At 63.7% G+C, this 24,456-nt stretch carries 18 protein-coding genes; 11 read left to right on the top strand and 7 right to left on the bottom strand.

Annotated features, from left to right (window positions below; translation table 11 throughout):
- Positions 1-106: 106 nt before the first annotated feature.
- Positions 107-1,690, bottom strand: coding sequence for a transglycosylase SLT domain-containing protein (locus EO170_RS07385; protein ID WP_164740948.1), 1,584 nt, complete (start codon positions 1,688-1,690; stop codon positions 107-109).
- A gap of 283 nt (positions 1,691-1,973) precedes the next feature.
- Between EO170_RS07385 and EO170_RS07375 the strand changes: the two genes are divergently transcribed.
- Both EO170_RS07375 and EO170_RS07370 read left to right on the top strand, forming a co-directional pair.
- Positions 1,974-3,479 carry a helicase HerA-like domain-containing protein gene (locus EO170_RS07375; protein WP_126943725.1) on the top strand — a complete coding sequence of 502 codons (1,506 nt, stop codon included), beginning with the start codon at positions 1,974-1,976 and terminating at the stop codon, positions 3,477-3,479.
- Positions 3,480-3,602: 123 nt separating this feature from the next.
- On the top strand, positions 3,603-4,124 hold the full coding sequence (locus EO170_RS07370) for a hypothetical protein (RefSeq protein ID WP_241239394.1): 522 nt from the start codon (positions 3,603-3,605) through the stop codon (positions 4,122-4,124).
- 63 nt (positions 4,125-4,187) lie between these two features.
- On the opposite strand, the gene nudK is transcribed toward EO170_RS07370, so the two are convergent.
- Entirely contained in the window at positions 4,188-4,787 is a 600-nt protein-coding gene (gene nudK, locus EO170_RS07365; RefSeq protein ID WP_126943719.1) for a GDP-mannose pyrophosphatase NudK, read from the bottom strand.
- A gap of 364 nt (positions 4,788-5,151) precedes the next feature.
- Between nudK and EO170_RS07360 the strand changes: the two genes are divergently transcribed.
- Positions 5,152-6,426 carry a DUF4013 domain-containing protein gene (locus tag EO170_RS07360; protein ID WP_164740947.1) on the top strand — a complete coding sequence of 425 codons (1,275 nt, stop codon included), beginning with the start codon at positions 5,152-5,154 and terminating at the stop codon, positions 6,424-6,426.
- 413 nt (positions 6,427-6,839) lie between these two features.
- Here the strand turns inward: EO170_RS07360 and EO170_RS07350 are convergent, their stop codons facing one another.
- The gene (locus tag EO170_RS07350) at positions 6,840-8,306 is read right to left on the bottom strand and encodes a rhomboid family intramembrane serine protease (protein ID WP_164740946.1); all 1,467 of its coding nucleotides are present in this window, start codon (positions 8,304-8,306) and stop codon (positions 6,840-6,842) included.
- A gap of 106 nt (positions 8,307-8,412) precedes the next feature.
- Between EO170_RS07350 and greB the strand changes: the two genes are divergently transcribed.
- Positions 8,413-8,919 carry a transcription elongation factor GreB gene (gene greB / locus EO170_RS07345; RefSeq protein WP_126943713.1) on the top strand — a complete coding sequence of 169 codons (507 nt, stop codon included), beginning with the start codon at positions 8,413-8,415 and terminating at the stop codon, positions 8,917-8,919.
- Between the two features lie 125 nt (positions 8,920-9,044).
- On the opposite strand, the gene rimO is transcribed toward greB, so the two are convergent.
- Positions 9,045-10,418 carry a 30S ribosomal protein S12 methylthiotransferase RimO gene (gene rimO / locus EO170_RS07340; RefSeq protein WP_126943710.1) on the bottom strand — a complete coding sequence of 458 codons (1,374 nt, stop codon included), beginning with the start codon at positions 10,416-10,418 and terminating at the stop codon, positions 9,045-9,047.
- Positions 10,419-10,715: 297 nt separating this feature from the next.
- A complete protein-coding gene (locus EO170_RS07335; protein WP_126943707.1) occupies positions 10,716-11,333 on the bottom strand; it encodes a DUF1295 domain-containing protein in 618 nt (205 codons plus the stop codon).
- Positions 11,334-12,017: 684 nt separating this feature from the next.
- Between EO170_RS07335 and EO170_RS07330 the strand changes: the two genes are divergently transcribed.
- The 4 genes from EO170_RS07330 (at position 12,018) to EO170_RS07315 (ending at position 13,756) form a co-directional block, all read left to right on the top strand.
- Complete coding sequence (locus EO170_RS07330; RefSeq protein WP_119131285.1) at positions 12,018-12,680, top strand: dienelactone hydrolase family protein; 663 nt, start codon at positions 12,018-12,020, stop codon at positions 12,678-12,680.
- A 17-nt stretch (positions 12,681-12,697) separates the two neighbouring features.
- Entirely contained in the window at positions 12,698-13,114 is a 417-nt protein-coding gene (locus EO170_RS07325) for an HIT family protein (protein ID WP_164740965.1), read from the top strand.
- Between the two features lie 27 nt (positions 13,115-13,141).
- Positions 13,142-13,309: a DUF5668 domain-containing protein gene (locus tag EO170_RS07320; protein WP_006452352.1), complete on the top strand. Its 168-nt coding sequence runs from the start codon at positions 13,142-13,144 to the stop codon at positions 13,307-13,309.
- A 261-nt stretch (positions 13,310-13,570) separates the two neighbouring features.
- Positions 13,571-13,756, top strand: coding sequence for a DUF5668 domain-containing protein (locus tag EO170_RS07315; RefSeq protein WP_115677557.1), 186 nt, complete (start codon positions 13,571-13,573; stop codon positions 13,754-13,756).
- 21 nt (positions 13,757-13,777) lie between these two features.
- On the opposite strand, the gene dcd is transcribed toward EO170_RS07315, so the two are convergent.
- Together dcd and apbC are read right to left on the bottom strand one after the other, a co-directional pair.
- On the bottom strand, positions 13,778-14,347 hold the full coding sequence (gene dcd / locus EO170_RS07310; protein ID WP_010366727.1) for a dCTP deaminase: 570 nt from the start codon (positions 14,345-14,347) through the stop codon (positions 13,778-13,780).
- Positions 14,348-14,444: 97 nt separating this feature from the next.
- A complete protein-coding gene (apbC, locus tag EO170_RS07300; protein ID WP_104581933.1) occupies positions 14,445-15,296 on the bottom strand; it encodes an iron-sulfur cluster carrier protein ApbC in 852 nt (283 codons plus the stop codon).
- A 337-nt stretch (positions 15,297-15,633) separates the two neighbouring features.
- On the opposite strand from apbC, the gene EO170_RS07295 reads away from it, so the two are divergent.
- The 3 genes from EO170_RS07295 (at position 15,634) to EO170_RS07285 (ending at position 24,400) form a co-directional block, all read left to right on the top strand.
- Complete coding sequence (locus EO170_RS07295) at positions 15,634-18,624, top strand: TonB-dependent receptor (protein WP_126943701.1); 2,991 nt, start codon at positions 15,634-15,636, stop codon at positions 18,622-18,624.
- 371 nt (positions 18,625-18,995) lie between these two features.
- The gene (locus EO170_RS07290; protein ID WP_126943698.1) at positions 18,996-22,043 is read left to right on the top strand and encodes a TonB-dependent receptor; all 3,048 of its coding nucleotides are present in this window, start codon (positions 18,996-18,998) and stop codon (positions 22,041-22,043) included.
- Positions 22,044-22,288: 245 nt separating this feature from the next.
- A complete protein-coding gene (locus EO170_RS07285; protein WP_115677560.1) occupies positions 22,289-24,400 on the top strand; it encodes a M13-type metalloendopeptidase in 2,112 nt (703 codons plus the stop codon).
- Positions 24,401-24,456: the final 56 nt, after the last annotated feature.

Below are 24,456 nucleotides of genomic sequence, written 5' to 3'. Positions count from 1 at the left end.
GGTCCGCTCCTACGGGGGCGACGACCGCTCTTACGGGTCGTCCGCCCAGCGCAGCTCGCTAATGCGGCTGGCCGTGTTCTAACCGACGTGGGACTGCAAGCGCTGGTCAGCGATCGCAGCCGGCCAGCTTGATGCTTTGCCCCGGCTTGAGCGCATACGACGGCGCCTTCAGGCCATTGGCCTTGGCCAGCTCCTTGATCTCGCACTGGTACTTCTGCGCGACGCGGCCGAGCGTGTCGCCCCTGGCGATGGTGTAGCTGCGCGCCTGCTTAGCCTTGGGCTTGGCGATCGCCGGCTGGCCGGTGGCCACGGTGGTCGGCACGCCGGCCATCGGGCTGACATCGCCCACTGCCACGCTGGGCACGTACTCGGGGGCGCCGCTGCTACGCACGATCGCGCTGTTGAGATCGGCGGTGATCAGCGTGCGCGCCAGGTCCGCGCGCGGTCCGTTCACGCAGTAGCGCGTGTACAGACTGACGATGCGGTTGGTGGCGTTGATGACGGTGCCGGCCGGAATCCAGCCATCGGATTCGTAGCGCGGGTTGAGGTTGCGCAATGCGCGCATGTAGCCGTCGCGCGTGCCCATGCTGCCCAGGCAGATGGTGAGCTCGTAGATGGTGGTGGACTTGGCCAGCTTCAGCGTGGCCGGCTGCGCGTCGAGCTTGGCGAAGTCCACGCCGTACTGGCGCGGGTGCAGGAAGATCCAGGCCGCCGCGATCACCATCGGCACGTAGTCCTTGGTTTCGGCCGGGAACTGGTTGTAGACGTCCTGCTCCCAGAACCCGCGCCCGCCACTCTGCGTGAACACGCGCGCGGCGCGGCCCTCGCCCCCGTTGTAGGCGGCCAGCGCCAGTTCGATGTTGCGGTTGAGCCCGGCCATGCGCTCGTTGAGGTAGGCGGCGCTGGCTTCGGCGGCGCTGCGTGCATCAAAGCGCGTGTCGAAGCCGGTGCCGTCCGGGCCCAGCCCGAAGCGACGCCCGGTGGCGGGCATGAACTGCATCAACCCAGCCGCACCGGCGCGCGAGCTCGCGTGCACCTTGCCGTTGGATTCCTTGGCCATGATGCCGAACAGCAGCGCCTCGGGCAGGCCGCGTTTCTGCCATTCCGGCCACATCACCCCACGCAGGTTGCTGTAGTTCTCGTAGCTGGTCAGCAGCGCCGGGCGCATGTCGGTGAGCCAGCGGCGGATGCCGGCCTGCACCGCGGGGTTGTACTGCACCATCTTGTCGAAATCGTGGCGCTGGTCGTTGAGCAACGTGGCCGCACGCGCCGCCTCGGGCACGCCGTTGGCCGCCGGGCCGAGGTGGTCCGGGTCGGCCTGCAGCAGCGTGTCGTCGTCTTCCGGATCCTCGGCGGCCGGGGCCTCGGCATCGGCGCGCGCCTTCAGCAGGCGCTTGTAGGTGGCCAGCTGATTGGCGACCAGGCAGCCGCGCTGCTTGATGCAGGCGTCGATGACGTCTTCCATGTCTTCCAGCGCGGCATCGCCTTCGGCAGTGCCCTTGGGGTCGGAGTTGTTCACCAGCACCAGCGCATCGCGATAACGCTTTTCGGCGGCGGCCATGCGGGCATCGAGCACGGCCGCCTTCTCCGTGTCGCGTTTGGAAATGGCGTGGGCAGCGGGGACGACAGACATCAGCGCCACCACGACCAGAACCGGCCATGGGCGCAAACCAAAATGAGCGAGCGGCATCGTAGGCAGTACAGCGGAAAGGCAGGCAGGGTAGCCGCCGGGGCAACACCGGGGCAAGGCGGTGGAGGCGGCAGGGTCAGTGGGCCGTTAGCTTGGCCGTTGCGCCCGGCGCGTGGAATGCCCGCGGGCACTGGCGGTCAGCGGCTGGCAAACCGGCGGCGGCGTCGAACTGCCTGCTGGCGATTGGCAGCGGACCGGCCTACCGAAGTGCGGGGTCGCCCCCGCGCGATTTGGCCAGCCACGTTGCCCGCTAGAATCCGGCTTTTCCCACCGGACCTGCGCAATGGCCTCGTTCCTGCTCGGCAAAGGCGTCACCGACGACATCCCGGTCGTGCTGGAAGGACGCTTCGGTAACCGCCACGGGCTGGTGGCCGGCGCCACCGGCACCGGCAAGACCGTGACCCTGATGACCCTGGCCGAAGGCTTCTCGCGCCTGGGCGTACCGGTGTTCCTGGCCGACGTGAAAGGTGATGTCGCCGGCCTGGCGATGGCCGGCGATGGCGCAGCCGGCGTGCTGCAGCGCGCCACGGATATCGGCATCGCCGACTACGCGCCGGCCGCCAGCCCGGTGGTGTTCTGGGACCTGTACGGCCAGCTCGGCCATCCGGTGCGCACCACCGTCAGCGAGATGGGCCCTGCCCTGCTGGCGCGCATCCTGGAACTCAACGACACCCAGTCGGGCGTGCTCGACATCGTGTTCAAGCTGGCCGACGACCGTGGCCTGCTGTTGCTGGACCTGGACGACCTGCGCGCGTTGCTTGGATTGGTGGTGGAAGAACGCAAGGAGCTGTCCACCAGTTACGGACTGGTCTCCAGCCAGTCGGTGGCCGCGATCCAGCGCGCGCTGCTGCGGCTGGCGCAGGACGGCGGCGAGCACTTCTTCGGCGAGCCGGCGCTGGAACTGGCCGACCTGATGCGCGTGGCGCCGGACGGCCGCGGCGTGATCGGCATCCTGGCGGCCAACCAGCTGGTCCTCAAGCCGAAGCTGTATTCCACCTTCCTGCTGTGGCTGTTGTCGGAGCTGTTCGAACGTTTGCCCGAGGTGGGCGATCTGGAACACCCCAAGCTGGTGTTCGTGTTCGACGAAGCGCACCTGCTGTTCGACGACGCGCCGGCGGCACTGGTGCAGCGGATCGAGCAGGTCGTTCGGCTGATCCGCTCCAAGGGCGTGGGCGTGTATGTCTGCTCGCAGTTTCCCGACGACATCCCGGACACCATCCTCGGCCAGCTCGGCAACCGCGTGCAGCATGCCCTGCGTGCGTTCACCCCGCGCGATCAGAAGGCGGTCAGGGCCGCGGCACAGACCTTCGTGGCCAATCCCAAACTCGATGTGGCCACGGCGATCTCCAACCTCGGCACCGGCGAGGCACTGGTGTCACCACTGCACGGCAAGGGCGTGCCGGCGCCGGTGCAGCAGACCGTGATCGCCCCGCCACGCTGCCGCATGGGTGCCATCAGCGAGACCGAGCGCACGCAGGTGCGCGCTGCCAGCCCGGTCGGCACCCGCTACGACACCGCGATCAATCGTGAATCGGCCGCCGAGCTGCTGGCGCGCCGCGTCGAGCAGGTCGCCGAACATAACGCCGCACCGCCGGCGCGCACGCGCGAACAGGACGAGGCGCAAGACAGCGGCTTCGGCAAGGCGGTCAAGGACGCGGTGTTCGGCACCAGCCGCCGCCAGGGCATGCTCGAAACGATGGCCAAGCAGACCTCGCGTACGATCGGCAACAGGATCGGCCAGCAAATCGTGCGGGGCATCTTCGGCAGCATCTTCGGTGGGAAGCGTTGATCGCAGTGTCACAACCGTGCCTGGGCGATTGCGTGATTGCTTGCCACCAGCCGTTACCAGCCAGAGGCCACATGCAAGCAGGCTCTTGCAACGCTACATCCGCACAGTCAGGAGACCCGCAAGATGCAAGGATACGCAGCCGCCATCACGTCACTCTTCTTGCTTTCCAGCACCGGATCAGTGATCGCTGAGCAGAAGGCACATCAAGTCGACCCACCCACCGCGTGGCCAGCGAGCAGGCAGCACCTGCTCGCTGGCCACTATGTCGGCAAGTTGCACCCAAACAACACGCGTTGCCAGGCAGTCCGCGCAGAACTTTGGCTTGAAGCCATCAAAGGAAACAAGCAAAGCCGGCACTATATTTTGAAGACGACATGTATCGCACCCAAGACGCAACGCGGCACAGCAAGCACTACCGAGCGCGGGCCTTGGTGGCTCGATCAAATGGGGGACGAGTGCCTGATTCTCTCGCGCGACGACGTCTCCGATCTCTCGCTCGACCCGAACATATATGGATTTCGGATCAACCAGGAAACCGGTCCGAATGGACAGCAAGCCGTCTTGTCGTTAGCTCAAGACGGCCATAACTGCCATAGCGGCAGTCCACCAGAACACCGCGACAAGGTGTTGAGACGCGTCCGTTAAGCACGAGCCCAGGTGCCAACGCGCGGAACCGGCTGACTTACATGCTGGTCGCCGCGCGATACGTTAGCCCAGCACACCATGCAACTTGGCGTATTGCAGCAACATGATGGTCTTGGCATCGGCGATCTCGCCGGTAGCGATCATCGCCAGCGCGGAGTCGAGGGACAGCTCCAGCACCTCGATCTCCTCGCCGTCTTCTTCGAGCCCGCCGCCCTCGCCGACCTTGTCGCCGTCGAAGTATTCGCCGACAAAGAAATACAGACGTTCAGTGACCGAGCCCGGGCTCATGAACGCCTCGAACACCTTGCGCACGCTGTCGATCCGGTAGCCGGTTTCCTCTTCGGTTTCCTTGCGGATGCAGGTCAGCGCATCGTCCTGATCCAGCAACCCGGCGCAGGCTTCGATCAGCATGCCGTCGGGGTTGCCGTTGAGCAGCGTCGGCAAACGGAACTGGCGGGTGAGCATCACCGTCTGCTTGGCGCGGCTATACAGCAGGATGGTGGCGCCATTGCCACGATCGTAGGCCTCGCGCGACAGGGTCTGCCAGCGGCCGTCCTTGCGCTGAAAATCGAACGTAACCTTGCGCAGCACATACCAATTGTCCGAGAGCACATCGATGCTGCGAATGCGGACCTGCGGGTTGCCGGTGGCGGATGGATTCAAGCGACACTCCTTGTGATGCGAGCGATGGCAGTGCCGGGACGCGGCGCGCCCGGTCGCTCGTATGGGCCGCAAGGATTGCGGCGGGCCACCATGTTACCTACCGCTCAGCCGGCGCGTCAGGCAATGACGCACATAGTGCATCGGCGGCCCGTCGATACACGCATCATGCCATCGGAGACCTGACACGTCCCGATGCAATGCCGGCGCCGACACCCGCCCGGCCGGGCCAGCAAATATCCAGGCCGTGCCGGCGACATGCCGCCAAGCATTGGCCATTCCAGACTCAGTTGATTCGCCCTGCCCCAATTGCGCGACGGCACGCGCCACCGCACAATCCGTTCACATCACACGCCTGGGGAGCGTCATGGAAGACCGTTTTCGCGCACGCAAGGTGGCCGCGCAGGCCGCGCCGGCACCGTTCTGGACCCGCATTCCTGCAATCGCCAGCTATCCGCTGCGCGGCTCGGCGCTTTACGCATTGATTGCACTGACGCTGTGCAGCGCGCTGCTGGTGCTGCCGGGCATCCTGAAACTGGTGATTGCCGGCGTGCTGGGCATGGCCACCTACACCTATGCCTTCGACATCCTGCGCCATACCGCCGACGGGCAAGCCGATGCTCCGCGGCTGGGCTACAACAGCTTCGACAGCGCGGTGCTGCGGCTGATCCTGCTGGCGTTTGCGCTGGGCATCGTCATCGGTGCGGCAGGCGTGCTGGCGGGCAAGCCCGGCCTGACCATCGCGTACCTGGTGGTGCAGTTGCTGCTGCCGGGCATGATGATTGCGCTGGCCATCGACGGCAGCCTGCGCCGCGCCCTCAACCCGGCCGTGTCGATCGACATGGCTCTGCGCATCGGTTGGCCGTATCTGGCCGCATACGGTTTGCTGTATGTGATCCAGGGCAGCGCTACCGCAGCGATCTTCATCGCGGTGAAGTCTCTGCCGCCGATCGTGCGCGAGGCGACGATCGTGATTGCCTCGATCTGGAGCCTGTTCGCCAGCTTCCACCTGATGGGTTATCTGGTGTACCAGTACCACGAAGAACTGGGCTACGTTCCCAGCGGCGGCGCGGCGTCCGAGCGCGAAGACCCGGATCAGCGCCTGCTCGACGAAGCAGAACAGTACGTGCGCGATGGCCATTCCGAGGAAGCATTCCAGACACTGCGCGCGGCGGTGCGTTCGCGTGCGGTGAGCCTGGCGGTGCACGAGCTGTATCAGCGCCTGCTGCGTCAACACCGTCGCAACGACGAACTGCGCGAGCACACCCGCCAGTACATCAATCGTCTGCTGCAGGAAAGACAGGAGCGTCGCGCGCTCGGGTTGCAGCGCGAAGCGCTGGATGGCGACTCCACGTTCACCCCGCTGACGCCTGAGCAAGCCACCTTGCTGGCCGAGCGTGCGAAGATGGCCGGGCAGTTCCAGCTGGCGACCGATGGCCTGCTTGCAGCCATCGCCGCATGGCCGCGCGATCGGATGATGCCGGCCTGGTCACTGGACGCGGGCCTGCTGCTGGCCGAACGGTTCGGCCGCGACGAGCAGGTGCGCGAGGTACTGCAAGACGCACTGGCTCACTGCGACGATGATGCACTGCGCGCGAAGCTGGAAGCCGTGTTGAAAGCAGTGGCGATCCAACCGGCCTGAGCAGCCAACAAAGCTTTTTAAGGCGCAGCTCAGATGCTCCACCATCGGTCCGTCGCGCGACGTGTACTGCTCGCAGCCCTACAGACCGACCATCTCGACTGGTCCTTGCCCGCCCACCGTCGCGGGACCTTACGCGGCATGGATGCCGCGTAAGAGCCTACATGGACGTACTTGCGGCGTGTCCTGCGATGGTGGGCGGGTAAGGGCCCTGCAGCCAGGCTGCAGATCCACCGCTCTGCAACTCATCCATCCGCGCTAGATAATTCTGCTCAAGGCAGAAGACACAACAGCAACCCGGACCTCGCGTAGCAGTGTCTTTCAAGTGCAGTCAAATGCCAGGTCAAAAGCTCAGTGAGTCGAGCGCGCGGTGCCCTCACCGCTTGCATTGGCAACCCGGGTCGCGCAGAAACCACTCATCCGTTTTCGAGCAAAAAGCGCGCCTTGCTGGCCTGTGCCTGCTCGGGGAACTGCTCCAGCAGCTGACGCAGCAAGCGCGTACGCTGCGCGCCGTCCTGCAACTCGCCGTGTCGCAAGGCCAGCACGAACCAGTGCTGCGCCAGCTCATCGCGCGGCACATCCAGCCCAACCTCCTTCAACAGACCTTCGGCATCGGCCAGCAGTCCATTGCGCAGGCAGGTGGCGATCAGCGCCATGCGGGCCGATGGCGCGTAGTCGATCCCGGCCTTGCTCAGTTCGGCAGCCACCGTCAGCTGGTTGCGCGTCTGTTCGGCGTGATGGGTGTGCAGCTGCAATAGCGTCTGCGCATGTCGCACGCTGTCCTGGCTGCGACCGGCATTGCGCGCGGTGCGGTAGCGCGCGAGCGCCACGTCCAGACGATGCGGCTGCTCGCTGGCCAGCTCCGCCAGCAGGCGCTCGGCTTCCGCGTTTTCCATGCGTCCCAGATGTCGCTGCGCGCGCTCCCAGCGATCGTCCACCAGCACTGCCTCGTTCTCCTCCATAAAGGACTCACGCGTGCGCCGCAGCAGCACCAACGCGACGCCGAGCAACGCGCCACTGATCAGGCCACCGGCATGCGCCTCGAAGGCGACGTCGCCGTTGTCGTTCCAGAACAGGCTGTACAGCTCCCAACCCAGCCACAGCGGCAGCAGCAGGATCGCCGGACCGCGCACGTAGTCGAATACCACGAAGAACCAGTAGAAGAAGCGCACCTTGCGCCGGCCCCAGACCACGCAGAACGCGCCCATCAAGGCGGCGATCGCACCGGAGGCACCCAGGCCACCGCCCGGCGCTCCCCAGCGCCACCACAGGCTGGCCGCGCTGGCGCCGAACCCGCCGAGCAGATACAGCAGCAGGAACCAGCCGCTGCCGATCGCCCCTTCCAGCAAGGTGCCCAGCGCCAGCAGAAACAGCATGTTTCCCAGCAAATGATCGAAGCTGCCATGCAGGAAGGTGGCCGTCAGCATCCTCGCGGGAGACCACTCGGAGCTGCGCTGCAGATGCCGCAACGTGAACACCCTGGACAGGCGTGCATCGTAGGGGGCGCGCAATGTGCGCCATTCGCTCAAGCGCGCCTGGTCCTCGAACAATGCGCCGCTGCGCAACGCCTGTGCGAAGGCCACGTCGTGCATCGTCAGGTGCGCCAGATACGCAAGGCGTTGGCGCGCCGGCACGCTGTCCAGCCTGGCCCGGCGCGCTGCGCGCAACTTGGTGTCGTCGGTCTGCTGCAGATAGCGCTCGTGGGCTTGCGCCTCCAGTGCACCGAGGCCGGACTCGACGTAGTAGCGCACCGCGTTTTCGACCAGCGCATCGTCCTTGCGCTGATAGCCCAGGTAGACCACCACATTGATCAGCACCAGCAGCAGGGTCACCCAGGGAATGTTCTGGCGCGACCAGGGTTTGTGCAGCGGCATCAACAGCATGACAACGTCCGTGTCCGAGGTGCGCAAAGCTTCGCCGTGCGACGGCAGATGCGCAAGCCGGCCATGCGCGCTAGCATCGCGGCCCTGCCGTCCGACACACCCGCCCATGAGCCGCTGGCGCCCGCCTGCCGAAAAAAGCACCGCACTGATCACGCCCGACGGCCATGCCCGGCTCAAGGCCGAGCTGGAAGAGCTGTGGCGCGTGCGTCGGCCGGAAGTGGTGCGTGCGCTGGCCGCCGCCGCGGCCGAGGGCGACCGCTCGGAGAATGCCGAGTACACCTATCGCAAGAAGCAGCTCGGCGAGATCGACCGCCGCGTGCGCTACCTGAGCAAACGGCTGGAAGCGCTGCGCGTGGTGGACACCGCCCCCACCGACCCGCAGGCGGTGTTCTTCGGGGCGCAGGTGGAGCTGGAAGATGCCGACAGCGGCGAGCTGCTGCGCTACCGCATCGTCGGCCCGGACGAAACCGACGCCGGGCGCGGCTGGATCAGCATCGACTCGCCGCTGGCGCGCGCCTTGCTGAAAAAACGCGTGGACGATGAGTTCGAAACGCAGCTACCGTCGGGCAAGCACACCTTCGTGGTGGTGTCGGTGGATTACGCCACTCAGTAGGCGAGTGATCGCACTCTGCTGACCTGCGTGTAGGAGCGCACTTGTGCGCGATGGGGCGTTATCGATAAGGCCCCATCGCGCACAAGTGCGCTCCTACGGACAGATGTGCAAGGACCAGCGCCCAGTTACACCATCTGCAGATTCAACGGACGTCCCTGCTGGATTGCGACATTGGCCGGCAATGCATCGCCGAACAGATCGTGCTCGTCACTGTCGGTGATTTCCACATCGACCAGGTCGCCCACCTTCAAGCCGCGCTCGCCGCCGTTCTGGATATGTACCAGGCCATCGATCTCCGGTGCGTCCGCGCGTGAGCGCGCCACCGCGATATCGTCTTCGATCAGGTCGACCAGGCATTGCTGCACGCTGCCGATCTTCGCCTCCAGCCGCGCGGCAGAGATCTCCGCCTGCCGGGCCATGAAGCGCGCCAGGCGCTCCTGCTTGAGCTCCTCCGGCACCTGATCCGGCAGCGCGTTGGCACTGGCGCCTTCCACCGGGGAATAGGCGAACGCACCGACGCGGTCCAGCTGGGCCTGATCCAGAAATTCCAGCAGCGATTCGAATTCGGCATCGGTCTCGCCGGGAAAACCGACGATGAAGGTGGAGCGCACCGTGATCTCCGGGCACATCGCCTTCCAGCGCTGCACGCGCTCGAGGGTTTTTTCCACTGCGCCCGGGCGCTTCATCAGCTTGAGGATGCGCGGGCTGGCGTGCTGAAACGGGATGTCCAGATACGGCAGCAGCTTGCCTTCGGCCATCAGCGGAATCACATCGTCCACGTGCGGGTACGGATACACGTAATGCAGGCGCGTCCACACGCCGAGCTCCGACAAGCCTTCGCACAGCGCCTTCATGCGGGTCTGGTACATGCGGTCGCGCCACGGGCGCTCGGCATACTTCAGATCCACGCCATAAGCCGAGGTGTCCTGCGAGACCACCAGCAATTCCTTGACCCCGCCGCGCACCAGCCGCTCGGCTTCGCGCAGGACCTCATCCACAGGACGCGAGGCCAGGTCGCCGCGCATGGACGGGATGATGCAGAAGCTGCAGCGGTGGTTGCAGCCTTCGGAAATCTTCAGATACGCGTAATGGCGCGGGGTCAGCTTGATGCCGTAGTCGGGCACCAGATCCACGAACGGGTCGTGGCGCGGCGGCAACGCGGCATGCACCGCCTCCATCACGCTCTGGTAGTCCTGCGGGCCGGACACCGCCAGCACCTGCGGGTAGGCCTCGCGGATCTGTTCCGGGCGCTTGCCCAGGCAACCGGTGACGATCACCTTGCCGTTGGCGTTCATCGCCTCGCCGATCGCGTCCAGCGACTCGGTCACCGCCGAATCGATGAAACCGCAGGTGTTGACCACCACCACGTCGGCAGCGTCGTAGCTGGGCACGATGTCGTAGCCCTCCACGCGCAGCTGGGTGAGGATGCGTTCGGAGTCGACGAGCGCCTTCGGGCAGCCAAGGCTGACGAAGCCGACTTTGGGGTTCAGCTGGGACATGAAAGCAGGAGCCTGGGAACGGAGCGGCCTGGGGCCGGGTCGGCAACTAGTATAACGGCGCCTGGCAATGCTCCGAAACGTGCCACATGGCCTTCGGCAGCCCGATACCCGTTCACGTAGCACCGATCCTGTGAGGCTTAACAGAAATCTCCAACTATCGAACAGTTCACCGCTCATGACAGCCTGGCAGGCTCGAATGGCACACTCGCAACCATACGGCGCTCATGCCTAAAATCCGGTCAAGGCCTGTGGTTCCGGAAACAATGCACCCGGATTTCGGCTCACCTCATCGGCGACTCAAAGCAATTTCGGAAGCAGAAGACCTGTTCTTTTTCGGTATTCCTCGAAGCCTGGATATCTGGACAGAGACTCGTCCTTCCTATGCATGCTCTTGACGAAGAAAATAAAAATCCACGTGCCGAGGATCAACCAGGGCAGCCAGTGATACGAAGCCAGTGAAAATGAAGAGTAAATCATAATCTCGCCAAGATAATTAGGATTTCTTGTAAGGCTGAAGACCCCCTCCTCGATCAAACCTTTCCTTATCTTGAGCGTATAGTATTTTTGAGCATCCGCAACATAATGCAGAAAAATCCCGAACGTAAACAGCAATAAAATTAGGCCTATGACAGGTGGAGGCAGCTGAACATGCCTACTGATAAGCAGATAAGGTGCCAGATAATAGCCCGCAAGAGGCAGAAAAATAAAAAAGAAACCTATCCTGCCGGGCAGACTGCCCTGAAAACGTCGATCAGGGTAGGTCGCACCCTTCAACAACCAGAGCAAGGAATAAGCCCCATGAATGCTTAGATAGATGAATGCCTCCACTGTCCAATTGTGGTGACACCACATCAAGCCAAGGACCACCGGAATGACGAGTATCTTGTGCGCATTGATGTAGGTAATTGCTTTCATGGCTTTCCAATCTGAACTGAACCCTGCCGCAACTGCCCGCCCGTTCCAACGATATTAGCCCAAGCGAACTGGTGAAGGAATATGCTTTCACTTCCTCAAAGAAGCCCTTAACTTGAACATTACTGACCGCCAATGCCATCGCTGATGTCTCGTGCTCCTCCTGTGTATGAAACTTACTATCTGAGGAGCGCTTCAGACGCCTGCCGTCTGCTCCGCACCGGGTGACAGTGCGGCAAGCCATGACTTCACATTAGCATACCGCACACTGCTCCAACGACGGTGCGCAAACATCGCGATGGCGCAACAGCGGGCGCAATGACCCAGAACCGCGAACAAAAGCCATTGACCCTAGGAAGAACGCAGCTGACCGTCAAAGCGGTAGGCGTGTAAACCGGCGCTCTCCTCTTGATGCGGCCATCAGTGCATATACTGACCTGAAAACCAAAGCCATTGATGCCGCGTTCGCAGTTCAGCCTAGACCGCAAATCAGAAGTTTCGACCGTAATTCGGAAGGCTACGAGCGGAACATCCGGGGAGTGCTCGCTGGACCCGATGTCACAGTGCCAGGCAGCGCTCTGAACCGCGCGCCGGGCAAGCAATCTCATCTTAGCGAGTCCCTCACCTGCAGCGCCGCTGATCCGGTCGATAATGCGCGCCTTCCACCTTACCGCAGCAGGAGTTCCCATGGGTCACTGGACCACGCTCGACACCCCCGACGGCCAGGTCGCCGCCTGGCACGCCACCCCGACCACCAGCCCACGCGGCGGCCTGGTGGTGATCCAGGAGATCTTCGGCGTCAACGAACATATCCGCGCAGTGGCCGACGACTACGCCGCGCGCGGCTACGAAGTGCTGGCGCCGGCCTTCTTCGACCTGGAAGAGAAGGACGTGCAACTGCCCTACGACCAGGAGAGCCTGCAGCGCGGCCTGGCACTGGCCAATGCGGTCGGCCTGGAGCGCGCGGTGGAGGTGGTCAAATCCGCTGCCACCCTGCTCAGCCGCGCCGGCAAGGTCGGCACCGTGGGCTATTGCTGGGGCGGCTCGGTGGCGCTGCTGTCGGCGATCCGCCTGGGGCTGCCCTCGGTGAGCTATTACGGCGGCCGCAACACCCAGCTGCTGGACGAAACTCCGACCGCACCGGTGATGTTCCACTTCGGTGAGCAGGACAGCAGCATTCCGCCCGAGGCGATCCAGGCCCACCGCGAGAAGCTGCCGCAGATGGAGACCTTCGTGTATCCCACCGGCCACGCCTTCAACCGCAGCATCGACCCGAACCACTACGACGCCGACAGCGCCGAGCGTGCGCTGCAGCGCACCCTGGGCTTCTTCGAAGCGCATCTGGGATGAGCGAGGTTGCAGCAGGCATGTCCGAGGCGCGCGACTTTCAGCTCGATGCGCGGCTGGCCGCCGACAGCGTGTTCGTCGCCGACGGACCGCTGTCGCAGGTGCGGCTGATGGACGACAGCCGCTTCCCATGGCTGCTGCTGGTGCCGCGGGTGGCCGATGCCAGCGAGTGGATCGATCTGGACGGCGGCCAGCAGCGCCTGTTGCTGGCCGAGATCAATCAGCTCTCGCAGCTGCTGCGGGTCGAGCCCGGCGTCGCCAAGCTCAATATCGGCGCGCTGGGCAATATAGTGCAGCAGTTGCATGTGCACCTGGTCGGCCGGCATCCGGGCGATGCGGCCTGGCCCGGCCCGGTCTGGGGTAGCGGCAGCGCGCAGCGCTTCGACCCCGATACGCTGCAGCAGCGTGTCGCTGCATGGGCGCAGCGGCTACGATAGGCGCCCGCCTCACAACCACCTTCCCGCATGAAATCCAATGTCGTCGCCGCACTGATCCTGATCCTCGTCGGCCTGCTGTTCCTGGCCAACAACCTGGGCTGGACCAATGTCAGTCTTGGCCGGCTGATCGCCACCTGGTGGCCGGCGGCGTTGGTCGCTTGCGGTGTGGGGATGTTGTTTGGGCGCGGCAAGTAGTCGGGAATCGGGAATCGGGACTGGGGAATCGTGAGAGCGGGCTTCAGGCGCTGTTGATTCCCTGGTTTGCTTTGGTGTCTTCCAAGAGACAGCCCCGATTGCGCGCTGGCGCCGTCTGGCCGCTGATTCGCCAGCCGGTGCCCCTGGCTACCTCTCGGCTTTGCCGACATGACGTTTGTCATTTGCGCGTGTTGACTTCCGGCACCTGATCGGCGGGCGCTTTGCGCGCAGCATGGCCTCCTACCTACCGAGGACGCCGCCATGCACTACCGCCTGATCCCTGCCCTGTTCCTGATCACGCTGGGCACGCTGTTTCTGCTGGACAACCTCGGGCTGGCCCGTCTCGATGTGGGCAACCTGGTGTCGACCTGGTGGCCGGCGTTGCTGATCGCCGCGGGCGTGCGCCACCTGCTGCGCTACCGCGAGCGGGCGGCCGCCACCTGCTGAAGGCGCGGCCGCACCATGGCATCAGGTGCGCGGCAGGGTCACGCCGGTCTGGCCCTGGTACTTGCCGCCGCGGTCCTTGTACGAGGTCTCGCAGACCTCGTCGGACTGGAAGAACAGCATCTGCGCCACGCCTTCGTTGGCGTAGATGCGCGCCGGCAGCGGCGTGGTGTTGCTGAATTCCAGCGTGACGTGGCCTTCCCATTCCGGTTCCAGCGGGGTCACGTTGACGATGATGCCGCAGCGCGCATAGGTGCTCTTGCCCAGGCACACCACCAGGGTGTCGCGCGGGATGCGGAAGTATTCCACCGTCCGCGCCAGCGCAAAGCTGTTCGGCGGGATGATGCACACATCCGATTCGATATCGACAAAGCTGCCCGGGTCGAAGTGCTTGGGGTCGACGATCGTCGAGTTGATGTTGGTGAAGATCTTGAACTCGCGCGAGCAGCGCACGTCGTACCCGTAGCTGGAGGTGCCGAAGCTGACGATGCGCTGGCCGGCGGCATCGTGCTTGATCTGCCCGGGCTCGAACGGCTCGATCATCGCGTGCTGTTCGGCCATGCGCTTGATCCAGCGGTCGCTCTTGATGCTCATGCGGTGTTCCTTGAAGACGGAAGGCGGCAGGCCGAGCGGCCCGCGCGAAAGGCAGCGAATTCTAGCAAGCGGCCGGCACCAGCGGCCGGCCTGCGCGCTACAGCAACGACGCCGAAATCGGGATGCTGGCGCGTGGGCGCTTGCCCAGCTCCTCGGACAGCCGCGCGGCGGCAGCCAGATAGGCCCGCGCTGCCGCCGACTCCGGCGCGGCCACCACGATCGGCTGGCCGGCGTCGCCCTGCTCGCGGATCGCAATCGCCAATGGCAACGACCCGAGCAAGGGCACACCGTACTGCGCGGCCATGCGCTCGCCACCGCCTTCGCCGAACAGGTGCTCGCGGTGACCACAGCTGGAGCAGGTATGCACCGCCATGTTCTCGACGATGCCAAGCACCGGCACCTCGACCTTTTCGAACATCTTCAAGGCCTTGCGCGCGTCCAGCGTGGCGATGTCCTGCGGCGTGGTGACGATCACCGCACCGGCCACCGGGATCTTCTGCGACAAGGTCAGCTGGATGTCGCCGGTGCCCGGCGGCAGGTCGATCAGCAGGTAATCCAGGTCGTCCCACAGTGTGTCGTTGAACAGCTGGGTCAGCGCCGAGGTCGCCATCGGCCCGCGCCAGATCATCGGCGTGTCCTGGTCGACCAGCAAGCCGATCGACATCGCCTCGATGCCGAACGCGCGCAAGGGCTCGATCGACTTGTTGTCCGGGCTGTCCGGCCGCCCGCTCAGGCCCAGCATCGCCGGCACGCTCGGCCCATAGATATCCGCGTCCAGCACGCCCACGCGTGCGCCCTGCTGACGCAGGGCCAGTGCCAGATTCACCGCCGTGGTGGATTTGCCCACCCCACCCTTGCCGGAGCCGACCGCGATCACATTGCGGATCCGCGGATGCGGCGCCAACGCGCCCTGCACCGCATGCGCGGGGATTCTGCGTTCGCCGGTCATGCGCATGCGCTCCGGGAGAGATCGATCGCCTTGCTTGAAGCGCGTTGCACCATCGTCGTCATTGTCTGCCTGATTGCTCGTGCTGGCGCCGCAGCGATGGCTGCATCGCCAGCCGCAGCGCTGGAAAGGTCGTCAGTTTACCCAGTCCGGCCACAGGCAGACGCGTTGCAAGCCGTCAGCAGCCATGCGCGCCGCAGACTCACGCACGTGTCGACCAATGACAAATTTCACAAATGTGGACACATGATTAAGGAATTGTTACGTTCGAATTCCAGTTCAGCCAGCGCTCAGCGAGCGCGACTGTTTCGCCAAATCCCAGCGAGGAATCCGCAAGGTCATGTCGAGTCGTCTTCCGCAACACACCCAGCGTCATCGTTTGAGCACCGCGTTGTTTGCCGTGCTGGCCGCTTCTGCCGGCCACGCCGCCGCGCAGTCGGAAAGCGGAGTCGCGCCCGGCACCACCGATCTGGACAAGGTCACCGTCACCGGCTCGCGCATCGCGCGTACCGGCTTTGTCACGCCCTCGCCGGTCACTGCGATCAGCGCCGAGGAAATCCGCGCCACCGGCGCGACCACCATCAGCGATCTGATGGCGCGCATGCCCGCGCTGGCACCGAGCTACACGCTGGGCAACTCCACCCGCTTCATCGGCACCGCCGGGCTGGGCCTGCTCGACCTGCGCGGCATGGGCGTGGACCGCACGCTGGTCCTGGTCAACGGCCGCCGCCATGTTGGTTCGAGCCCGGGCTCGACCGCGGTGGACGTCAACACCATTCCGGTGGAATGGGTCGAACGCGTGGAAGTCATCACCGGTGGCGCCTCGGCCGTGTATGGCGCCGATGCGGTGGCCGGCGTGGTCAACTTCATCCTCAAGAAGAACTTCACCGGTTTCGAGACGCGTGCGCAGACCGGCCTGGCCGACGAGGGCAACTACAACCGCTCCTTCGCCAGCTTCTCGGCAGGCACCGACTTTGCGGACGGCCGCGGCAACATCGCGGTGTCCGGCGAATACAGCAAGCAGGACCGCTTCGGTCGCGGCAACCGCGCCATCGGCCGCGAATATCTGGTGTCGGTTCCGAACCCCGCGTTCGACCCGAGCCAACCGCCGAGCGAACGCAATCCGCAGAATGTGCTCAGCGGCCCGGGCGGCAATCATTCCACGTCATACGGTGGCACCTTCAACCTGGGCACCTTCGATTTCCGCAACCCGGCCAGCTATGGCAACCGCTACCTGTTCAACCAGGACGGCAGCTTCCGCCGCAATCGCTACAACGGCCCGGTGGTCAGCAATACCTCGTGCGTGGATTGCGATTTCGTCGATCTGAATGCGGTTGCCGACCTGCAGCCCGGCTTCGATCGCAAGAGCGTCAACACCATGATCAACTTCGAGATCAGCGCGAACCATCGCCTGTTCTTCGAGGGCAAGTACAGCGAGACCGATTCGGAATTCTTCGGCCAGCCGGCGTTCGACAGCTCGCTGCGCGTGCGTCGCCAGAATCCGTATGTCAGCCCCGAACTCGGTGCGCTGATGGATGCGCGCGGTGCCACCCAGATCCTGATGAACCGCTTCAACGTCGATGCCGGCCGCCGCGGCGAGAACATCGAGCGCAAGACCTACCGCGCAGTGCTCGGCGCCGAAGGCAATTTCACCGATAACTGGAGCTACGACGTGTCTGCCAACTACGGCAAGACCACGGTCGACCGCCTGAACCTCAACAACCGCATCAATGAGCGCTGGCAAGCCGGTATCGACGCCGCACGCGATGCTAGCGGCAACATCGTCTGCCGCACCACGCTGGATCCGGGCGCGATCAACCCCCACACCAACCGTGTCTATTCGGCCCTGGCGCGCGAAGGCTGCGTGCCGTTCAGTGTGTTCGGCAACGGCGCGGTGACCCCGGAAGCAGCGGCGTGGTTCAACACCACCGCGCGCTCGCAGGCCAAGATCCAGCAGACCGTGTTCAGCGCATCGGTGGCCAACAGCAACCTGCTGTCGCTGCCGGCCGGCGATATCGGGTTTGCCGGTGGCGTGGAGTACCGCAAGGAGCAGAGCGAGGAGATCACCGATCCGCTCGCAGCCTCGGGCGTGACCTTCCTCAACGCCATCCCCAATAGCGGTGGCGAGTACACCGTCAAGGAAGTCTTCGTCGAGAGCACCATTCCATTGCTCGCCGGCCTGCCGGGCGTGGACCGGTTGGCACTGGACGTGGCAGGCCGCTATTCGGACTACGACAGCATTGGCTCGACCAAGACCTGGAACGTGGGCCTGGACTGGACCATCATCCCCTCGCTGCGTCTGCGCGGCACGCTGGCACAGGCAGTGCGCGCGCCCAGCATCGGCGAGCTGTACGACTCGCAGAGCGAGAACTTCGCGACCATCAACGATCCCTGCAACTACCTGCCGACCAACACCAACCGCCCGGGCACCGCGGGCGACGTGGCATTGCGCCAGGCCAACTGCAGCGCGCTGGGCGTGCCGGTGGGCTGGATCGACACCTTCACCTCCACCCGCCCCGGCGTCAGCGGCGGCAACCCAGAGCTGAAGCCGGAGCGTGCGCGCAGCCTGTCCTATGGCCTGGTGTGGCAACCGGAGTTCTTCGAAGGCTTCGGCATGTCGATCGACTACTGGCGCATCGACCTGCAGGACGCGATCGGCACCGTGACCGCAGAGACCAATGCCACGCGTTGCGTGGACAATCCAGGTGGCATCGACAACAGCTTCTGCGGCTTCGTGCAGCGCGCCCCGCTGGGTGGATTCACCGACCCGCAGGGCCGCATCTATCCCGAGCACAGCATCATCGGCTGGCAGGCGCTCAATGAAAACCTGTCGCGCTCGCGGCGTGTGGGCGTGGATCTGGAAATGGACTACCGCTTCCAGCTCGGCGAAGGCAACACCGTGCTGCGCCTGGTCGGCACCCGTTTGATCCAGTCGCGCGAATGGGTGTTCCAGGACTTTCCGGCCGAGTACGACGAGTACGTGACCTACGTGACCGACCCGCGCTGGCGCGCGCAGTTCCAGACCAAGTACAACTGGAACGAATGGCGCGCGTCGTGGGACATGAACTACGTGGACGGCAACCTGCGCGTGACACCGGAAAGCTACAACAGCAATCCGGGCTCGGCCAGCCCGATCAGGAACGGCTCGTACACCTATCACAACTTCCAGTTCGGCTATCAGTTCCCCGGCTCGAAGATCGACGTCTACCTCGGCATCGACAACGCCTTCGACAAGGATCCGCCGCGTAACTACTTTGGCTCGGACTTCACCTCTGCGCTGTACGACAACGTCGGACGGTTCTTCTATCTGGGGACAACGGTGCGGTTCTGACCCGGGAATAACGCTTGAAAAGACGCCCCGCTTGCCGGGGTTTCTTCTTGCCACGTGGCGAGCGCGGCCGTAACGCCTACCGCCGTAGGCCTGCTCGCCACAGCCGCGACAGCTTCCTGCCTTCAGGCCTGGCTTATCTGTATCGAATGTAACTACTAGTTACAAAATGTTGTTGAGGTTGTTTGTCTCTCTGTGTCGCAGAGCCTGGAATTGTGCCGAATTAATCACTTTCGATGCGGATTGACGATATTTTATTAACAAATCATGTCGATTGCTTGCGCTGCAGTGCAGACATTCATTACGTTCGGGTTAAGGCCATCTGACTCTCCGATGACCGTCCCTTATCCGCACTCCCAGTTGAAAGGTCAGGAATGAGCAATCAGTTTCGTCGCCAAGTCATCAAGCGCACCGCTCTCGCCGTCGTGCTCAGTGCTTGCCTAACCAATGGCGCGGTCTACGCGCAGAGCACCACCGGCAGCATCTACGGCAGCGCTCCCTCCGAAGCCGGCAGCACGATTGTCGTTCAGAGCGACACCGGGCTGAGCCGCACCATCACCGTAGACGCAAACGGCCGTTACAACCTCGGCTCGCTGCCGGTTGGCGCCTACACCGTCACCTTGAAGCATGGCGATCAGGTCGTCGATACGCGCAAGAACGTGCAACTACGCGTCGGTTCGGGTACCGAGGTTTCGTTCGCTGGCGCAAGCGCTGGCAGTAATGCCGATGCAACCACGCTGGGCGCGATCACCGTCACCGCGGCCAATGCACCGAAGATTGATGTCAGCTCGACCAGTTCGCGATCGGTGATCACCTCCCAGCAGCTTGCGATCCTGCCCCTTGGCCGTAGCGCGGAAGCAATTGCCTTGCTGGCACCGGGTGCCGTGGCGGGCAGTGGCGCATTCGATAACGGCTCACGCTCGGTCGTTTCGTTCGGCGGCGCCGGCGTCACTGAAAATGCTTACTACATCAACGGATTCAACGTCAGCAACCCGCTTAGCAACCTCGGTGGCGTGAGCTTGCCGTATGGCGCGATCGACCAGCAGGAGACCTACACCGGCGGCTACAGCGCGCGTTACGGTCGCTCGACCGGCGGCGTGATCAATCAGGTCGGCAAGCGTGGTACCAACGAATGGCATTTCGGTGCTCAGGCAGTCTGGGAACCCAAGTCGCTCGCAAGTTCGCCCGAGAACGTGCGCTTCCCCAATAACACCTTGCCAGATGGATTTGAATACACCAATCCGGATCAACCCGGCACACTGTATCGCAGCCGCAAGGACGACGCAGCGACTCGCACGGTCTATAGCGCGTATGCGGGCGGCCCGTTGATCGAAGACAAGCTGTTTGTTTTCGTGGCAGGCGAATCGGACAAGACCGATGGCGTTTCCACCAACTCCAGCGCGGCAAGTGTCCTGGGACGGAACAACTACGCCTATAGCGCGCCAAAGTTTTACGGCAAGATCGACTGGAATATCAACGACAGCAACATTGTGGAATACACCCGCATCGAGAGCACTGATCGTCGCGCTGGGTATTACACCGATTTCGATTACGACACATCAACCGGTGGTGGCCGCAGCGGCACGTTCGCTGATACCTACAAGATCAAGGACCGGTACGACATCTTCAAGTACACCGGTTATCTCACCGACGACCTGACCTTGAACGCCACATGGGGGCGTAGCCGCCAGGACAATCTGCAGGGCAATCCGTACGTTTCCACTCTTCCTTACCTGCAGAATGTTACTAACCAGGACCCTGCTCTGACCGGTGGTACCCCGATCACCAATGACCAGGCAAGCAACCGCATCAAGGCAGCTCTTCCGCAGAACAAGACCCGCAGCCTGCGCCTTGAACTCGAATACCGGCTTGGTGACCACGACCTGACCGCCGGCGTGGATAACATGTACTTCAATGCGTCCAATGAAGGTGTTCAGACGACCGGGCCGGGATACCAGTGGCTGTTTGCGCGTCAGTCCAACCCTGCGGTCGACATCCGCCCGAGCCTTGGTGTCGGCCCTTCCGGCGGCAATGGCTACTACGCACAGCGCCGCATTTTCACCACGACAACAAGCATGGCAGTCGAGCAGAAGGCGTATTACCTGGAAGATCGCTGGCAAGTCACCGACAAGTGGCTGGTATTGCTTGGCATCCGTAACGACAAGTTCACCAACTTCAACAGCGCAGGCGCTCCCTATGTTGACAGTGGTGATCAGTGGGCACCACGTCTGGGCGTGAGCTGGGATGTGTTCGGCGATTCGTCGCTGAAGCTGTACGCTAACCTGGGACGCTACTATCTGGCACTGCCCAATAGCGTTGCGGTGCGCGGTGCATCTGCTTCCACCTATACCGATGAATACTTCGCCTACAGCGGGCTGGACGCAAATGGAGAGCCGACTGGCTTGAGGGCGTTGGGCCCGGGCCCGGTCTCTTCGAATGGTGAATACGGCCAGACGCCCGACCCGAATTCGTTCGCACCGAGCGACTTGAAGTCTCAGTACCAGGATGAGTTCCTGATGGGCTTTGAGAAGACGCTTGGCGAGAAGTGGAACTCGGGTGCAAAGGTGACCTATCGCAAGCTGCAGACCGCGATCGATGACGTCTGCGATACAGGCCGGATAGCCGATAAGCTCGAGGCCAGTGGTATCGATTCCTCGTCCGTTGCCATTCCTGGCTGCGTGATGTTCAACCCTGGCGAAACCAACACCTACAACTTGGCCAATGTCGACGGCTCGGGCCGCACGCAGGTGCGTATGTCTCAGGAGGATTGGGGATTCACCAGCGGTGCCAAGCGTAACTACGTGTCGGTCGACTTGTTCCTGGAACATCCGTTCGACGAAAAGTGGTTCGGCCGCGTCGATTACACCTGGTCGCATCTGTACGGCAACACCGAAGGCCAAGTGAAATCCGATCTGGGACAGGCTGACGTTTCCAAGACGCAGGACTGGGACTCGGCAGAGCTGATGTACTACGCAGGTGGAAGTCTGGCCAATGATCGCCGCCATCAGTTCAAGGCATTCGGTGCCTATCAGTTCACACCGGAATGGATGGCATCTGCCACGGTGCGCGTGTTGTCCGGCACACCAAAATCGTGCCTGGGCTATTTCGGCGAGGGCGAGCAGGATCCGATTGGCTATGAATCGGCTTACCACTATTGCGCCGGTTCTCCTTCTCGTCCGGGCGACGCAGGCCGCACGCCTTGGCTGACGAATCTGGATCTGGGCGTGACCTATCGCCCGTCGTTTGCCGATCACAAGCTCGCCATCGGGCTGCAGGTCTTCAACGTACTCAACGACCGCGATGCCACACGTACGGAAGCGGTGTACGGGGACGACCGTTACACGGTGTCCAACACCTATGGCATGGGCACCTACTTCAACCCACCGCGCTTCGTCCGTCTCTCTGCGGCTTATGACTTTTAAGCGCAGCGTTCAGAACTAGAACACGCACTTCTCCACGGCCCCGAAAGGGGCCGTTTTTTTTAGTGCGTCCCCTACTGCAGCTGCGTCGGAGCCCGCCTCCCGCCCCTCTACACACCCCGCACCCATGACCTTCGACACCATGCCATCCGGCTGGCGAGGCGTAGAGTGCCGGCCACGGCTCCGGCGACGGAGCTTCCCAATCGACTGCTGCTCCTGGAGCCTTTGTGATTCGAACACCTCATCTATTGACGTTGACCCTGGCCGTGGCGGCCGCGCTCAGTGGTTGCAAGAAATCCGACGACGCTGCGCCGGCGGCCCCGGCCGGCGACGCCGCAACTGCGGCAACCGCTGCGCCTGCGGCGCCCAAGACCCTGACCCTGGACCAGAGCAAGCTGCCGGCCGTGAACCAGTTCACCGCCGCCGATCTGGACCCCAACGGCAATGCCTGCACGGATTTGAATGCCTACGCCAACGCCAAGTTTTTGGCCGCCAACCCGGTGCCGGGCGATCGCACCAGTTGGGGCGCGTTCGAGATGCTCGACGAGCGCTCCAATGCGATCCAGCAGCAGCTGGTCGAACAGGCCGCAGCCGACACCGGCGCCACCGGCGTGGAAAAGATCGTCGGCGACCTGTGGTCCACCGGCATGGACGAGGCCAAGATCAATGCCCAGGGCATCGAGCCGCTGAAGCCGGAACTGGCCGCGATCGACGCCATCAGCGACCAGGCCAAGCTGGTCGACTATCTGCGCAGCAGCGCGGCCAAGGGCAACAACGAGCTGTTCGGCTTCGGCGCCGAGGCGGATTTCAAGAAGTCCAGCCAGAACATCGCCTATGCCATGCAGGGTGGCCTGGGCCTGCCGGACCCGGAGTACTACACCAGCGCCGCCAACAAGGCCAAGCTGGAGGCCTACCAGGCGCACGTGGCCAAGGTGCTGGAACTGTCCGGCGTGGCCGCGGCCGATGCCGCCGCGCAGGCCAAGCAGGTGGTCGCGTTCGAAACCCGTCTGGCCAAGGTCTCCAAGACCAGCACCCAGATGTCGCGCGATGCGTCACTGGCCTACAACCCGATCTCGCCGGCCGAAGCCGACAAGCTGACGCCCAACTGGTCGTGGACGGAGTTCTTCAAGTCGCAGGGCGTCCCCACGCCGGAGATGTTCTCGCTGGCCATCCCGGCCTTCCACCAGGAAGTGAGCAAGATGATCGCCGACACCGATCCGGCGATCTGGCGTGCATACCTGCGCTTCCACACCGTCGATGGCGCCTCGCCGTTCCTGAGCCAGCCGTTCGTCGATGAGAATTTCGCGTTCTACAACCAGACCCTGCGCGGGCAGAAGCAAATCAAGCCGCGCTGGAAGCGCGTGCTGGCCACCATCAACGGCCAGACCGGCGAAGCGCTGGGCCAGATGTACGTCAAGGTCGCCTTCCCGGCCGATTCCAAGGCCAAGATGGAAACCCTGGTGACCAATCTGCGCACTGCGCTGAAGGCCCGCATCGAAAAGCTGGACTGGATGAGCCCGGAGACCAAGACCAAGGCGATCGCCAAGTGGGAGAGCTTCACGCCCAAGATCGGCTACCCGGAAAAGTGGCGCGAGTGGAACGGCTTGACCACCAGCCGCGACAGCTACCTGGGCAACGTGATGGCCGCGTCCGAGTACAACTACAAGTGGAACCTGTCCAAGATCGGCAAGCCGGTGGACAAGACCGAATGGGGCATGAGCCCGCAGACGGTCAACGCCTACTACAACCCGCTGCAGAACGAGATCGTGTTCCCGGCCGCGATCCTGCAGCCGCCGTTCTTCGACCCGAATGCGCCGGAGGAAATGAACTACGGCGGCATCGGTGCGGTGATCGGGCATGAGATGACCCACGGCTACGATGACCAGGGCAGCCGCTTCGGTGCCGACGGCAACTTCATCGCCGATCCGGGCTGGTGGACGCAGAAGGACCTGGACGCGTTCAAGGCGCGCACCGGCAAGCTGGTCGCGCAGTTCGACGGCTACCGCACCCCGGCCGGCGACAAGGTCAAGGGCGACCTGACCCTGGGCGAAAACATCGCCGACCTGGGCGGCCTCAACACCGCCTACGACGCGATGAAGACCGCCACCGCCGGCAAGGACGATCCCAAGACCGACGGCATCACCCGTGACCAGCGCTTCTTCCTCAACTGGGCAACAGTGTGGCGCCGCAACTTCACCCCGGAAGAACTGGTGGTGCGCCTGAAGACCGATCCGCACGCACCGGCCAACTTCCGCGCCATCGGTGCGCCGTCGAACATGCCGGCGTTTGCCGCCGCGTTCTCGTGCAAGGCCGGCGATCCGATGGTGCGCCAGGGCGACAAGCAGGTGGTGATCTGGTAATTGCACGGTAGCTGCAAACAACGGGGGCGGCGATCGAGAGATCGTCGCCCTTTTGT

It is taken from the genome of Xanthomonas sp. BRIP62409 (assembly GCF_003992965.1).
Taxonomy (GTDB): domain Bacteria; phylum Pseudomonadota; class Gammaproteobacteria; order Xanthomonadales; family Xanthomonadaceae; genus Xanthomonas; species Xanthomonas euroxanthea.
This window is presented reverse-complemented; position numbering and strand designations above follow the sequence as displayed.